At 40.5% G+C, this 13,591-nt stretch carries 17 protein-coding genes; 2 read left to right on the plus strand and 15 right to left on the minus strand.

The genetic code is table 11. The features are described from left to right. Positions 1-17: 17 nt before the first annotated feature. The 5 genes from F887_RS11940 to F887_RS11920 all read right to left on the minus strand — a co-directional run bounded on the left by F887_RS11940 (position 18) and on the right by F887_RS11920 (position 3,290). Entirely contained in the window at positions 18-407 is a 390-nt protein-coding gene (locus tag F887_RS11940) for a DUF3106 domain-containing protein (RefSeq protein ID WP_005292794.1), read from the minus strand. Further along, positions 397-720 (minus strand): hypothetical protein, encoded by a 324-nt coding sequence (locus tag F887_RS11935; protein ID WP_005292795.1) that lies wholly within the window; start codon positions 718-720, stop codon positions 397-399. The genes F887_RS11940 and F887_RS11935 overlap by 11 nt, the downstream gene beginning before the upstream one ends. Then, the gene (locus F887_RS11930; RefSeq protein ID WP_005292797.1) at positions 707-1,324 is read right to left on the minus strand and encodes an RNA polymerase sigma factor; all 618 of its coding nucleotides are present in this window, start codon (positions 1,322-1,324) and stop codon (positions 707-709) included. The genes F887_RS11935 and F887_RS11930 overlap by 14 nt, the downstream gene beginning before the upstream one ends. Before the next feature lie 159 nt (positions 1,325-1,483). Continuing rightward, complete coding sequence (locus tag F887_RS11925; RefSeq protein ID WP_005292799.1) at positions 1,484-2,260, minus strand: TrmH family RNA methyltransferase; 777 nt, start codon at positions 2,258-2,260, stop codon at positions 1,484-1,486. 58 nt (positions 2,261-2,318) lie between these two features. Continuing rightward, complete coding sequence (locus F887_RS11920) at positions 2,319-3,290, minus strand: class 1 fructose-bisphosphatase (protein WP_005292800.1); 972 nt, start codon at positions 3,288-3,290, stop codon at positions 2,319-2,321. 176 nt (positions 3,291-3,466) lie between these two features. Between F887_RS11920 and F887_RS11915 the strand changes: the two genes are divergently transcribed. Then, positions 3,467-3,652: an NF038105 family protein gene (locus F887_RS11915; RefSeq protein WP_005151788.1), complete on the plus strand. Its 186-nt coding sequence runs from the start codon at positions 3,467-3,469 to the stop codon at positions 3,650-3,652. 55 nt (positions 3,653-3,707) lie between these two features. On the opposite strand, the gene pal is transcribed toward F887_RS11915, so the two are convergent. The 10 genes from pal to F887_RS11865 form a co-directional block, all read right to left on the minus strand. After that, positions 3,708-4,274, minus strand: coding sequence for a peptidoglycan-associated lipoprotein Pal (gene pal / locus F887_RS11910; protein ID WP_005151791.1), 567 nt, complete (start codon positions 4,272-4,274; stop codon positions 3,708-3,710). 22 nt (positions 4,275-4,296) lie between these two features. Further along, on the minus strand, positions 4,297-5,580 hold the full coding sequence (gene tolB, locus F887_RS11905; protein ID WP_005292803.1) for a Tol-Pal system beta propeller repeat protein TolB: 1,284 nt from the start codon (positions 5,578-5,580) through the stop codon (positions 4,297-4,299). Positions 5,581-5,679: 99 nt separating this feature from the next. Further along, positions 5,680-7,017 carry a cell envelope integrity protein TolA gene (gene tolA / locus F887_RS11900; RefSeq protein WP_005292805.1) on the minus strand — a complete coding sequence of 446 codons (1,338 nt, stop codon included), beginning with the start codon at positions 7,015-7,017 and terminating at the stop codon, positions 5,680-5,682. A 3-nt stretch (positions 7,018-7,020) separates the two neighbouring features. Further along, on the minus strand, positions 7,021-7,473 hold the full coding sequence (gene tolR, locus F887_RS11895; protein WP_005292808.1) for a protein TolR: 453 nt from the start codon (positions 7,471-7,473) through the stop codon (positions 7,021-7,023). After that, positions 7,473-8,171, minus strand: a complete 699-nt coding sequence (gene tolQ, locus F887_RS11890) for a protein TolQ (RefSeq protein WP_005292812.1) — start codon at positions 8,169-8,171, stop codon at positions 7,473-7,475. Before tolQ ends, tolR begins: the two co-directional genes overlap by 1 nt. 24 nt (positions 8,172-8,195) lie before the next feature. Then, positions 8,196-8,603, minus strand: a complete 408-nt coding sequence (gene ybgC, locus F887_RS11885) for a tol-pal system-associated acyl-CoA thioesterase (RefSeq protein ID WP_005151801.1) — start codon at positions 8,601-8,603, stop codon at positions 8,196-8,198. A gap of 149 nt (positions 8,604-8,752) precedes the next feature. Beyond that, on the minus strand, positions 8,753-9,655 hold the full coding sequence (locus F887_RS11880; RefSeq protein WP_005292815.1) for a hypothetical protein: 903 nt from the start codon (positions 9,653-9,655) through the stop codon (positions 8,753-8,755). 170 nt (positions 9,656-9,825) lie between these two features. Continuing rightward, positions 9,826-10,821, minus strand: a complete 996-nt coding sequence (ruvB, locus tag F887_RS11875) for a Holliday junction branch migration DNA helicase RuvB (RefSeq protein WP_005292817.1) — start codon at positions 10,819-10,821, stop codon at positions 9,826-9,828. 7 nt (positions 10,822-10,828) lie between these two features. Further along, the gene (gene ruvA, locus F887_RS11870; RefSeq protein ID WP_005292820.1) at positions 10,829-11,434 is read right to left on the minus strand and encodes a Holliday junction branch migration protein RuvA; all 606 of its coding nucleotides are present in this window, start codon (positions 11,432-11,434) and stop codon (positions 10,829-10,831) included. A gap of 70 nt (positions 11,435-11,504) precedes the next feature. Then, complete coding sequence (locus F887_RS11865) at positions 11,505-12,845, minus strand: deoxyguanosinetriphosphate triphosphohydrolase (RefSeq protein WP_005292822.1); 1,341 nt, start codon at positions 12,843-12,845, stop codon at positions 11,505-11,507. Positions 12,846-13,056: 211 nt separating this feature from the next. Here F887_RS11865 and F887_RS11860 point away from each other — a divergent pair, with 211 nt between their 5' ends. Beyond that, positions 13,057-13,572: a hotdog fold domain-containing protein gene (locus F887_RS11860; RefSeq protein WP_032863101.1), complete on the plus strand. Its 516-nt coding sequence runs from the start codon at positions 13,057-13,059 to the stop codon at positions 13,570-13,572. Positions 13,573-13,591: the final 19 nt, after the last annotated feature.

The following is a 13,591-nucleotide window of genomic DNA, read 5'->3' on the forward strand; positions in this document are numbered from 1 at the left end:
TTCATCGAAATAAAAAGTTAATGCTCAGCGTACTTGATGAGGTATTCTTCTCTGATATTCACGCGTTCTTCGGTGCTGGCATTCTGCATACGTTTACGTAACGTATTACGCTCTTGTGTACTCATTTTTTGCCATACATCTCGCATTTTCTGCTTTTCTTCTTCAGGCAGTTGAGTAAACCATTCCATGCGTTGTTGTAATTGTGAGCTTTGGTTTGTCGGAATTTCCTTCAAGGTTTGATAGCGTTTGATTAAAACGCGTTGCTCTTCAGGTGACAAGTCATCCCAAGCTTCTTCAGCTGTCGGTTTGTTCGGTTTGGAGAAAACCCAAAACCGTTCTGAACCTGCAAAACTGGTTTGTAATAAGCCGAGTGTACACACAACAAGTGCTAATTTTTTAGCTGCCATGTGGAACTTTATCCTCACCCAAAACCAATAACATTTCCATATCTTCAACCATTTGTGGTGAAAGTTTTGGATTCACGACAACTTGGTTCTGTGGTTGATCGGCCAGTTGTAATGAACTCGGCAGAACAACAATACCCATGATTGCCGCTGCGAGTGCAAAACCACTCATTTTCCAAACACTGTAATAAGATGTTGGTTTTTTCTGAACCGTATCGAGAACATGGTTCATCACCAACATTTTGTTGTGATGCTGCTCTCTGGCAAGCTGATCAAGCTTGGATGTTACATGTTTGGTGAATTCATCTTTTTTCATCTGATGATCCTCCCGTATGTGGGTTTAAGTGCTCTAAAGCAATTCTGAGTCCCTGAATTGCACGGTGGTAATGTGTTTTCACACTGCCTTCACTACAATCCATAATCTGAGCTGTGGTCATCGTATCAAAGCCTTCCCATGCTCTTAGCATAAATGCTTGTTGTTGACGGACTGGTAGTTGATTGACTGCTGCTTGAATTTCTTCCATTGTCACTTCTTGATTCAGAAAATCAAAAGGATTGGGAGTTGATTCATCTACAACATCAATCATTTCCTCGTCATCATCTAAACTAATCTTTTTGAATAATGAGAAGGGAGTTGCACGACGTGCTTCTTTACGTCTCCAATCTTGGAGTTTGTTATTTAAAATGGTGTAGAACAGGGGATACCATTCTTCTATATTTTTATCAGCGTATGATTTATGCAAGGAAATAAAGGCTTCCTGCACTAAATCCATCGCAATGCCTTGTTGTCCTTGCGTGGCACTTTCCATCATCACCAATGCACGACCTGTAACGTCTTGCATAAAAATACGCAGACGTTGTTCAACCGTACTGCGATCAGTACTGGTTTCGGTTCGAGCCTGTTTCGGTGCTAAATCCATAGAGATGGAAAATCCTGTCATGGATACCCACCATTAATTCCAATTCATTAATCATATAACGTTGAAACTGGTGGGCGCGTTGACAACTTAAGCAATTATTTTTAGTAGTGTAATTGATTTTCTCAGTAAAAAAATCGTATTTAAAATAATTTAACGTTTTTACTGACGTTGGCGAACCATTTCAAAAAAGCAAATTGATCCTGCAATTGCAACATTGAGCGACTCTTGTCCGCCTGGTTGGGGGATGGCAACTGCCCGTGCATGTTCTAAGGCATAGTCACTCGCACCTTGGCCTTCGTTCCCCAAAATCCATACACAAGGTTGTGTTAAATCTTGGTCATACAGACTGCTCGATTGATGTGAGCTGGTAACCAAGACAGGAATTTGAAATTTTGGAAGAATGTCCTGTAATTGAAAGTTTTCAAAACAGTGCAGACTAAAATGAGCGCCCATGCCTGCTCTAAGTACACGCGGGGACCACAGCGTTGCCGAGCCTTGGGTGCAAATCACTTGTTTGATGTTTGCTGCGGCAGCTGAACGCAGTAATGTTCCCACATTACCTGGATCTTGAATGTTTTCTAGAATTAAAGTATCTACTTCAAAATCAATTGTCATTGATGTTTTTGGAAGGTCAATAATAGCTAAGCAAGGTAGAGTCGTGCCTAAAGTACTTAAATCTTTATAGAGCACTTCGCTAATCACGAAGACATGACCTTGGTGTAGTTCGATAACTTCTTGTAAATCAGGATGCTCTAATGCTTGTTCAGTAGTAAATAGAGAAAAAAGTTTTTTCTGTTGTTGCAACCAAGCTAAACAAAGATGTGTACCTTCTAGAACAGTTTGTTGATGTTTTTTTCGAGCGCTATTGAGCTCGATTAAGCCACGCAAATGTTTAATTTTTGCATTGTCTTTTGATTCTAGAAAAATAACCGCCATAAAGTAAACATCCAAAAAGGCATTATAATATTATAATGCCTTGATTATTAAAAAATAATTAATGATAGCTCGTTACAAGCTCAACTTCGTGTTTAGAACCAATAATAACTGGAACACGTTGATGCAACTCAGTTGGTTGAATGTCCATAATGCGGACACGGCCAGTAGTTGATGCACCACCAGCTTGCTCGATTAACATGCTCATTGGGTTCGCTTCGTACATTAAACGTAAACGGCCTGCTTTTTTAGGATCTTTTAAATCGTAAGGGTAAAGGAAAATACCGCCACGGCATAAGATACGGTGAATATCACCCACCATACATGCAACCCAACGCATGTTGAAATCTTTTTCACGTACTGATGTTTTACCAGCCAAAAGCTCATCGATATAACGTTTTACAGGGTTTTCCCAATGACGTTGGTTTGATGAGTTGATGGCAAATTCTTGTGTATCTGCTGAAACCTGAACTTGCTCAGTGGTAAGTACGAAAGCTTGAGTTGTTGGATCAAAAGTAAAGAATGCAACGCCTGCACCTACCGTAAGTGCCAACATGGTAGATGGACCATAAAGTACATAGCCTGCAGCAACTTGTTCGGTCCCTGCTTGCATAAAATCTGCAGATTGAGTCACTGCATTTTTTGCTGGAAGAATCGAGAAAATGGTACCAACACACATATTAATATCAATGTTGCTTGAACCATCTAATGGATCAAACAATACCAGGTATTTTCCGTTTTCTTGTGCAGGCGTGAAGTCATCTAATTCTTCTGATGCCAAGCCACCAACGTGTGGATGAACTTTTAAAGCATCAATCAGATAATCATTCGAAATAACATCTAATTTCTTTTGTGTTTCACCCTGAACATTTTCATTGCCAGCGCTGCCTAAAATCCCTGCCAAAGCACCTTTTTGCAATGCTTGGTCAATGGTTTGGCATGTTGCTGCAATGGTTTCAATAACTTGTGCTAACTCTGGAGTCAAATTCCCATTTTGTTGTTCTAAGTATTGGGTCAATGTAAGGTTTGACATATTAAATAGCTCCAGTTTGGCCGTGTCAAAAAATGATAAAAAAGAATGTGGCTATTCTAGATGAGATCACATAAAAATAAAAATTATCTTACTTTATTTATGTTGCTTTTATGATTACAAGCACGTGATTACATGCTATGTTGGACAGATACTAGACAGGATGTTTGGAGATTAAGATGTCAACCAAGAATTTTGAAGCGACACCCACGCCAAGTGAGCCAATTAGCTTAGATACGATTTCCAAAGAAAATGTGAAGGATGCATGGAAAGAGTATGAAGCCAAGCCTGAATATAAAGATTTCAATAAGCACGATATGATTGAGTCGATGCAACCAGAGTCTAAATCCCAATCATCATCTTGATCCAAAAATAAAAATGCCCACATGGTAGTGAGCATTTTTATTTAAAGCTAAGCCATTATTTTAATAATGGTGGAACTGCTTCGTAATTGATTTCTACACGACGGTTTTCTTTCCATGCCGCTTCGTCATGACCTGCATTGACTGGTGATTCTTTACCATAGCTGACCGCTTCAAGTTGTTGTGGATTTACACCGTTAGTGATCAAGAAACTTTCAACAGCTTTCGCGCGACGTTCACCCAAAGCCATGTTGTATTCACGTGTACCACGCTCATCAGTATGACCTGTTAATGCAACACGAGAGTTGGCATTGGCAACTAAGAATTGTGCATGTGATTGTAGGGTTTGATAATCTTCGTTCGACAAATCGCTGCTGTCATAGTTAAAGTGTACAACACGTTTTGCTAAAAATGCTTTGTTAGCAGCAGTGACGCCTTTTGACGATGCACCCGCTAGGTTTTGCGCATTTAAAGCTGCATCTTCACTTAAGCCATCGGTACTTACAGTAGATGAGCCATTTGGTGTGTTGCCCGCAGTGATTTCAGCAGCAGGCTTGCGGCTTGCACAACCTGTAAAAACGAGAGTCGCAGCAATCAGTGGAAGCGTTAGATATTTAATGTTCATATGATTCTCCAATCGATTAAATTTATTTTGGTGCCCAAGCTGGTTCACGAACTTCACCTTGTTCGCTTGGTAAATTCATGCGGAAACGACCATCTGTAGACATGACTGATAAAAGGCCACGACTACCTTCACGTGTTGCATAAACCACCATTTGTCCATTTGGTGAGAAGCTTGGTGATTCATCTAAACTGGTTGGCGTGAGAATATTGGTGATACCTGTATTGATATCTTGGATTGCAACTTTGTAGTTACTGCCACTTGGGCGATGTACCAAAGCAATCTTTTTACCATCAGCACTTAAAGTCCCACGTGCATTGAATGCACCTTTGAAGGTTAAACGTTTGACGGAACTGTCATCAAAGCTATAGCGATAGATTTGTGGTGAACCACCGCGATCCGAAGTAAAAATAAAGGATTTACCATCTGGTGAGTAACGTGCTTCGGTATCAATCGCAGAATCATTGGTCATGCGTTGTACTTGGCGTGTACTTAAATCCATTTGATACACTTCAGGATTGCCATGCATTGATGCTGTAAACAACATCGACTTTCCATCAGGAGAGAAGCTTGGTGCTCCATTCAAGCCACGGAAGCTTGCTAAAACTTCACGTTGACCAGTGGCTAAATCTTGCAGATAAATCGCTGGGCGTTTGGTTTCAAATGAGACATAAGCAATTTTCTTTGCATCAGGTGTCCAAGCCGGAGAGAGGATTGGATCACGTGACGAAAGTACGGTTTTAGGTTGTTCACCATCGGTATCTGCGATTTGTAAGGTATAGCGTTGAGCAGGGGGCGCCTGATTGCGCAGTACATAGGCAATACGACCGCTAAAGTCACCTGCAATACCCGTCAAAGCTTGATAGATTGTATCGCTGATCAGATGTCCCGCTTGGCGTACACGTGAACTCGGTACGGTGAGTACTTCGTTCAATAAATATTGTTGTTTTTGTACATCATAAAGCTGGTAGTGAATTTCGAATGTATTGGCATCGACGGCTTTCATTTGCCCGACGACGACATACGGAACACCAGCATTTTGCCAATCACCTGCTTGAACCTGATTTAGGCTAGCAGTTGCAGGTAAATTTTGAGATGCGCTGGTAAAACGGCCTGAGCGATTCAAGTCACTTTCCACAATTGGATAGATCGCATTGTCATTTGCAAATGGAATGATCGCGATTTTAGGTGCTTGTTCAGGGGCTTTAGCAATTTCAAGATGTAATTGTGCGAAAGCTGCGGTAGGAGCAACTGCACTAATTGCAGCGAAAACTGCTAAAGAGAGGAGGTGTTTACGAGTCTTGTCCATAGTTACAATTACTTGCGTTCGTATTTTTGTGGCTGTTGATTATTTAACATAGTTACAGGCTTTGTGCTATTAAAAGCCTGTAACGTTAACTATTCATTACTATTTTGCAATGAATGTAATTGTGACGCGACGAAGTTGCTTCACAATATCTGGATCATCAGGCATTGGTAGAGGAGATGCTTGTTTTACTGCAGCTTCTACACTCGCTTTTAAATCCGAATCGCTACTATTCGCAACAACAGATATTACATTTCCGTTTGCATCAAGTGAAATATTAACAGTAATTGATTTTCCTCGAGAAGCTAAAGGTACTTCCCAAGCTCTGCTAATTTTGCTTTTGAACGCGGCTTTGGTAGAGTCTGCAATCCGTTTAGCATCAGCTTTTTTCTGAGCTGCTTCTTGCTCAGCTTTTTTTGAGGCAGCAGCTTTAGCATCGGCTTCCGCATCGGCTTTACGTTTCGCGTCTGCCTCAGCTTTTGCCTTTGCGTCTGCCTCAGCTTTACGTTTTGCATCTGCGTCAGCTTTTGCCTTAGCATCTGCGTCAGCTTTGCGTTTTGCATCCGCATTGGCTTTTGCCTTCGCGTCTGCTTCGGCTTTGCGTTTCGCATCCGCCTCAGCTTTGGCCTTAATATTTGCATCTGCTTTACGTTTCGCATCTGCGTCCGCTTTTGCCTTAGCATCTGCCTCGGCCTTGCGTTTAGCATCTGTCTCAGCTTTGCGTTTTGCCTCAGCTTCAGCCTTACGTTTAGCATCTGTATCAGTTTTGCGCTTTGCATCAGCTTCAGCACGAGCCTTAGCATCGGCCTCAGCTTTACGCTTCGCATCTTGTTGAGCCTGAAGCTTTGCATTCTCAGCTGCTTTTTGCTGTTTTAAGCGTGCATCTTGTTCAGCTTTTTGACGTGCCTTAGCCTCTGCTTCAGATTTGGCGTTTTGTTCTGCTCGACGTTTTGTCTCTGCCTCGGTTTTTGCCTCAGCTTGTCGTTTTGCTTCTGCATCCGCACGTTGTTTCTGTGCTTGAGCTTCAGCGCGCTTACGCTGTTCTTCAACTTGTTGTGCACGAGCTGCTTCATCTGCTTTGCGTTTTTGCTCAGCTAATTTTGCTTGCTGTGCCTGTTCTGCTTTTTGCTTTTCAGCAGCAAGTTGTTGTGGACTTGGTGAAGGAGGGACGACAGGGATATTTTCAGGTAACGTCTTATCTACAACAGGACTTTGAACTTCGGGAGCTTCGTTGTCAGCTGTTGTTTCTTGTTCAACCTGTGTTAATGGTTGTGGTAAATCTTCGGGTCTAACTAAAACAGTCTTGAGCTTTTTAGGCTCTTCGGGTGGTTTACTTAAGCCTAAAAATAATAAGCCCACAATCGCGATCGCATGTACGCCGAGTGTGAAACCCAGCGCAATCGCATTTTGCTTAAAAGGCGGCTCTTGAAATTTTTTCATAGCTTATTTTAACGGCTCTGTCAGTAAACCAACTTGTGTTAAGCCTGCTTCCTGTAGACTTGCCATCAGTGAAACCACTTCACCATACGGGCGGGATTTCTCACCATTGACCAAAACCGTAAGTTGTTTGTTTTCTTGCTCAGCTTGAGTTTGAGCTTCGCTTAAAATAACTTCGAGTTGTTCAAGCGAAAGAGAATCAGTGCCTTTATGGTTTTGGTATTCAAGAGAAAATTTTCCCTCTTTACTAATCGTGACCATGGCTGGCATATCTTTGGATTCGATAGGATGGTTGTTCGCCTGAGGTAAATCCACTTTGATACCACTAGTGATCATGGGTGCAGTCACCATGAAAATAACCAAAAGTACCAACATGACGTCGATATATGGAACGACGTTCATATCACTTTTGAGTGGTTTTTTAATCCGTTCAAAACGTCCAGAGCGTTGAATCGCCATTATGCATCTTCCTGTGTCGTTCCAATCGCTTGACGCTGTAAAAGGGCAACCATTTCTTCTGCAAATAAAGCACGATCTGAATAAGTTGATTCACCTTTAGCTGTAAAGTGGTTAAACGCAAGTACAGCAGGAATCGCTGCAAATAAACCGATTGCTGTTGCAATCAGGGCTTCTGCAATACCAGGCGCAACGGTTGCCAAGGTAACCTGATCAACTGCGGCAAGACCAATAAAGGCATTCATAATGCCCCAAACCGTACCAAATAAGCCGATATAAGGTGCAACTGAACCGATGCTGGCAAGTGCACCTAAGCCAACTTCTAAACCACTTTGGTCGCGGCTTAAACCAACGCGAAGAATACGCTCTGTTCCTTCGATCGTTTGATTGGTGTCTGCTTTACGTTTTTGTAGTTTAAAAAACTCACCCAAACCTTGATAGAAAATATCTTCTAAACCACGGCGTTTGGAGTTGAGTTGCGCATTATTAAAAAGCGTATTTAATTCGGCACCAGACCAAAACATCTTTTGAAAATGCTCATCATCTTGCTCTGCTTTTTTAAAGCCCATGTATAATTTAGCGATCAAGTACCAGCTATAAATCGAAGCGAATAATAAGATCAGCATGACCAGTTGTACAACAGGACTTGCTTGTAAAATTAGGTCAGAAATATGCAGGGAAGATTCTAAGTTAGTTGCCATAAGTTACGGTGCCGAAAGTTTATTTTAGTCCTGTGCCAATTCTTTTTGAATCAGATCACGAATTTCATCAGGAAGTCTACGTGGCATAAGATCTTTGTTTAAACATGCCAACACAACCTCACCTGAAGCCAGCAAGATTTCACCACGATAAATATTTTGTTGCAACACAAAAGATGCGGCTTTACACGAAATAACACGTGCTGTAACGGTAATTAAATCATCCATTAATATTGGACGTACATATTTGACTTGAATTTGGTGAACCACGAAGCTGTAGTCTTTTTGGTGCCAGTAGTGATCTACACCTGCTGCACGCAGCCATTCGGTACGAGCACGCTCCATAAAACGGATATGATTGGCATGGTAAACGATACCGCCTGCATCTGTATCTTCGATATAAACGCGAATTTTGAACTCAAAATGATTTGCCATGTCTCTATTACCTATTCTTGCGTACTGTGAGCAAGCATGAATGATATTGCGTCAAACGGGCGAAGGAAATAGTAATAAATAACATATTGTTGAGCTAGATAAAAAATAAGCCCTACAAAGAGGGCTTATTTGGATAAAATTATAATTGCTTAAAACTCGTTCCAGTCTTGAGAAAAAGTTTGTACGAGCTTTCCTGCTGCATAAGTATTTACCAATGCATTTCCATCTGTAGCTCGATCAATTGAAATGGTATTTTGCTTGTTATAAAGATCGATGATTTCAATATTTGCAGAGTTTGGTTTCAAATTATAAAGATCATTTACTGTTGAGAATTTAAAGTTTGATGAATAATTTACTGAAAAAACTTTACCATTGATTTCACCATTTAATTGTCCTTTCGAAATATTTTCTATGCTATCCGTAGATTTGGTATAGTTAGAAATTAGCTGATAATTATTCAAAGCATATTGATGGTAGTTTTTACTGTCCATTTTATCTATAAACTTGAAAGCAGCTTGATTGGCTTCATATAAATCACTATTAAGATTATTGTTAATCGCTTTAGATGTATAGTTTATTGGGCCATTGAAAAAGATTGACTGATCAGCTGAATCAAGATTGATGTTAATATTTGATAATTTTAATTCAATTTTTTCTGAAGATGTAGTATTGCTCGCACTAGATAGAATTGTACCTGAAACTGTTCCTGCAAATTTTTTACCCTCTGACGGAATCCAAAAATTCTTACAATTATTGAGTGTAACAGTATTGTCATTATTTATCTTTACGCTTCCAGTCTCGCAAGATAAATCTGAATTTTTGGCTCTGTCGTAAATACCTTTAGTCAGTATAGTGATGTAAATGAGTAGGTTGTCTGATTCATTTGACAGATTAACTACAGATTCGGTAATGACTTTCGTTGTTTCTAATTGTTTGTAATCTAACTTTTCTTTGCTATCAAATGATGTTTGATTATTATCTCCACCACCTCCACAGGCGGTTAATAATAGTGCCCCAGAGCATATCGTGGAAATTAATAATTTGTTTGACATTTCTTTCACCCTTTATATTGAATTTTGGTTCGTTTAAATATGTAGTTTAGTTTTAAGACGAGAAATTATAGCAGGGAATTTTATTTTTAATATCTATATATTTAAGAAATTACTAGTATGATTATTTAGAATAAATATCGCTTTCATACGATATTTATTCTATTTGGTATTTATTCAGGTGGGGTCATACCAAACTGTAAATAAGCCATATTGGTTGCAATACGACCACGCGCAGTACGCATCACATAACCTTGCTGAATCAAATACGGCTCAATCACATCTTCAAGTGTGCCACTGTCTTCTGCCATGGCTGCGGCTAAGGCTTCAACACCTGTTGGTCGCCCTTCAAAGCGTTCCAGTAACATACTGAGATAACGACGATCGAGCGTATCTAAACCTGCTTTATCGACGTTAAGCATATCCAAAGCACGTTGCGCCATCTCTTGAGTGACTTCACCTGTGCCTTTGACTTGCGCATAGTCACGAACACGACGTAAGAGACGGTTGGCAATACGCGGTGTACCGCGAGCACGACGGGCGATTTCAGTTGAACCTTCTTTGGTAATTGGAACATCCATCAAGTTGGCAGAACGTGTCACGATGTGAGTGAGGTCTTCAACCGAATAAAACTCTAAGCGTTGCACAATCCCAAAACGATCGCGTAACGGAGAGGTCAATAAGCCTGCACGTGTTGTAGCAGCCACCAAAGTAAATGGTGGTAAATCCAACTTGATTGAACGAGCCGCAGGGCCTTCACCAATCATAATATCCAGTTGGTAATCTTCCATTGCTGGATAAAGAATTTCTTCAATCACGGGGGATAGACGATGGATTTCATCAATAAACAGAACATCACCTTCCTCTAGATTGGTCAGCATTGCTGCTAAATCACCTGCACGTTCCAATACAGGACCAGAAGTCGACTTTAAATTACCGCCCATTTCGCGCGCAATAATATTGGCAAGGGTCGTTTTACCTAAACCAGGAGGACCAAAAATCAAGGTATGATCGAGTGCTTCACCACGTCCACGTGCAGCACCAATGAAGATTTCCATTTGTTCACGAACCACGGGCTGGCCAATATAATCAGCCAATGAGGTTGGTCGAATCGCACGATCAAATTGATCTTCTGGTTTTTCTGTTCCGCTAATAAGACGATCTTGCATATATCTATTACTTCATCATTGATTTAAGCGCAGCACGAATAATATCGGCAGATTCAGTAAAGTCTGCTTTTACTGCTGCAACGGCTTTTTGTGCTTCTGCTGGTTTATAACCAAGAGATTGTAATGCGGCTTCTGCTTCAGCAACAGGCGAATTTGACATAAATTGAATTTGCGTTGCTGCTGTATTGGTTACGCTACCTGTTGATTGTGCCAATGCTTTGAAACGATCACGTAATTCAATCATTAAACGTTCAGCGGTTTTCTTACCCACGCCCGGAACTTTAATCAGGGTATTAATATCATCATGCTCAATGGTATGAATCAGTAATTCAATACTTAAGGTAGACAAGATACCTAAAGCCATTTTAGGACCTACACCATTTACTTTAAGCAAAGTGCGGAAAATGACTTTCTCTTGAGCATCGCTAAAGCCATAAAGTTGTTGTGCATCTTCACGGACCACCAAATGAGTCCATAACGTTACTTTTTGTCCTTTTTGTAATTGGCAAAATGTCGAAAGAGGTGTGTCTATTTCATAGCCTACACCATTCACATTGAGTAAGACGGTTGGGGCTTCTAAGGCAAACACTTCGCCAATTAAACATCCGATCATGAGTTAAATTTCACTATTTTAAAAAAAATTTAGTTTGAGTTTGAAAAAAGTCTTGGTCTCATTTCAACTGTTAAAAGAATCCAATTTTATTGCCTTGCAACTCTTGCGCCAGACTATAAGCCTGATGATCCGAGAACTTACTAATAATATCGAGAACTTGCATAATATTATTATAGTGGTTGTTTTGCAGATTTACGCCTGAATGTTGCAAAATTGACATTAACCGCTGTTCTTTAAAGCTTAATGTTTTATGCGGCATGGTTAAAGGGATGAAAGCATCTAAGATGGTTTGCAAACTTTGATGGGCAATAATCTCTAAACCAGACTTTTGCGGATGTTCAAAAATACGATCTCTCGCAAGATTTTTCGCGGTTTGAATACCTGCTTCAATATCGGGTGAACAATATTGTAACAGGCTGCCTTTGAGCTGACCTGTCAAAATTTCATAATGATGTTTTGCAAAAGCCGTGGTGACTTCATCGACTAAACGTTTCATGACGCGGCCACGTAAGGCTGCGATTTTTTGCTGCCAAGTGGTATGCGGTAAATGCAATTCCTCTGGATAGCCATAATCTGCAATCAAATTCAGGAAAATCGGTTCAACTTCGGCATAGTTCAACATGTTGAGAATAATGCCATCTTCTAAATCAATCAGTGCATAGCAAATATCATCTGCTGCTTCTAATAAATAGGTGAGTGGATGACGACAATAATGGTATTCCCCGAGCTGAATTAAACCGAGTTGCTCCGCCAATTGTTTTAAAATCTCTTTTTCAGATTGATAGCAGCCAAATTTTGCCCGCTGATGCGATGGCATATCACCTTGTTCTTCAATCGTTTTTGAGAGCCATGGATATTTTAAATACGCGCCCAGTGTGGCACAGGTGAGCCGCATACCGCCATCATCAGGGTGGTAGTCGATCCGGCTGAGTAATCGAAGCCCTTGCGCATTGCCTTCAAATTGGCGCACATCAGCGGCTTCTTCTGGTGTCAGTTTGGTGAGAAAGTCGCGATGTGAGGCATCATCAAACCATTCCCGAATCGCATATTCACCCGCATGACCAAAAGGAGGGTTGCCGATATCATGCGCCAAACAGGCTGCTTGGATAATTGCTCCGACATCGGCTGGGGAAATCCACATCGGTAACTCATCTTTGATTTTTTCTGCGGCTAACATGCCGAGTGAACGACCGATACAAGAAACTTCAAGCGAGTGTGTTAAGCGAGTATGGATGCCATCATGCTGAGTGAGTGGGTGAACTTGTGTTTTTCTATTCAGTTGGCGAAAGCTTTGAGAAAATATAATTCTGTCATAATCTTTGTGAAATGGGCTTCGAGCCAATTCAGTACTACTTTTTTTACTACCTAAACGAATTGCAGATAGCAATTCTACCCAACGCATTTGTTCCATTCATCATTATTCACTATGAGTTCAGGATCATGATGCCAAAAAAAAGATTAAAGCACTAGGGTAGAGCGACACAAGTTGTCTTAATAAGGTAAATAGTGGAGTTTCAAGATTTTGACTTATCTCTTCTGACAATGACACAGGGGAATGCAGCGATATAGCTATTTATATTCATATGTTAATTTGTCGTTCACTGTATCTATTTAAACCTAAGATGAAAAATCCAATTGATTACCTCAGCGATAAAATAAAAAAACAGAAAAAGATTCAATCAAATACTGTATTGCTTGCTTATCAAACATTAAAGCAACTGCCAGGTGGGTTGCTTGTACTTTCCAAAGTTATTAGTCGAGTTGCACCTTATTTTCGTACCGTTAATCCAGTCATTACAAAGCTAGACGTTGGCTTTTGTGAAGCATCCATGTCTAAAAGTCGCAGTGTAGAAAATCATATTGGAACGGTACATGTGATTGCGATTTGTAATGGTTTGGAGTTTGTGATGGGGGTAGTTATGGAAGCCTCTATTCCCTCGCATCTCAGATGGTTACCAAAAGGTATGCATGTAGATTATGTTGCTAAAGCCAATTCTAATATTCAGCTTACAGCGAGAATTGATGAAGACTGGAAAGTTGGGGATATGAAGGTAGAGGTAATTGCATACAGAGAGGATGGACAGCCCGTTGTGCAGGGCTATATTCTGATTTGGGTAACAGAAAAGAAAGAGGCGTGATTGCATATAAACAGAGAAT

It is taken from the genome of Acinetobacter sp. NIPH 2100, assembly GCF_000369805.1.
Lineage (GTDB): Bacteria > Pseudomonadota > Gammaproteobacteria > Pseudomonadales > Moraxellaceae > Acinetobacter.

Excerpts from the sequence above, each read along its gene's own strand:
- F887_RS11940 (WP_005292794.1), bottom strand. The coding sequence starts at position 407 with ATGGCAGCTAAAAAATTAGCACTTGTTGTGTGTACACTCGGCTTATTA.
- F887_RS11935 (WP_005292795.1), bottom strand. The coding sequence starts at position 720 with ATGAAAAAAGATGAATTCACCAAACATGTAACATCCAAGCTTGATCAG.
- F887_RS11930 (WP_005292797.1), bottom strand. The coding sequence starts at position 1,324 with ATGGATTTAGCACCGAAACAGGCTCGAACCGAAACCAGTACTGATCGC.
- F887_RS11925 (WP_005292799.1), bottom strand. The coding sequence starts at position 2,260 with ATGGCGGTTATTTTTCTAGAATCAAAAGACAATGCAAAAATTAAACAT.
- F887_RS11920 (WP_005292800.1), bottom strand. The coding sequence starts at position 3,290 with ATGTCAAACCTTACATTGACCCAATACTTAGAACAACAAAATGGGAAT.
- F887_RS11915 (WP_005151788.1), top strand. The coding sequence starts at position 3,467 with ATGTCAACCAAGAATTTTGAAGCGACACCCACGCCAAGTGAGCCAATT.
- pal (WP_005151791.1), bottom strand. The coding sequence starts at position 4,274 with ATGAACATTAAATATCTAACGCTTCCACTGATTGCTGCGACTCTCGTT.
- tolB (WP_005292803.1), bottom strand. The coding sequence starts at position 5,580 with ATGGACAAGACTCGTAAACACCTCCTCTCTTTAGCAGTTTTCGCTGCA.
- tolA (WP_005292805.1), bottom strand. The coding sequence starts at position 7,017 with ATGAAAAAATTTCAAGAGCCGCCTTTTAAGCAAAATGCGATTGCGCTG.
- tolR (WP_005292808.1), bottom strand. The coding sequence starts at position 7,473 with ATGGCGATTCAACGCTCTGGACGTTTTGAACGGATTAAAAAACCACTC.
- tolQ (WP_005292812.1), bottom strand. The coding sequence starts at position 8,171 with ATGGCAACTAACTTAGAATCTTCCCTGCATATTTCTGACCTAATTTTA.
- ybgC (WP_005151801.1), bottom strand. The coding sequence starts at position 8,603 with ATGGCAAATCATTTTGAGTTCAAAATTCGCGTTTATATCGAAGATACA.
- F887_RS11880 (WP_005292815.1), bottom strand. The coding sequence starts at position 9,655 with ATGTCAAACAAATTATTAATTTCCACGATATGCTCTGGGGCACTATTA.
- ruvB (WP_005292817.1), bottom strand. The coding sequence starts at position 10,821 with ATGCAAGATCGTCTTATTAGCGGAACAGAAAAACCAGAAGATCAATTT.
- ruvA (WP_005292820.1), bottom strand. The coding sequence starts at position 11,434 with ATGATCGGATGTTTAATTGGCGAAGTGTTTGCCTTAGAAGCCCCAACC.
- F887_RS11865 (WP_005292822.1), bottom strand. The coding sequence starts at position 12,845 with ATGGAACAAATGCGTTGGGTAGAATTGCTATCTGCAATTCGTTTAGGT.
- F887_RS11860 (WP_032863101.1), top strand. The coding sequence starts at position 13,057 with ATGAAAAATCCAATTGATTACCTCAGCGATAAAATAAAAAAACAGAAA.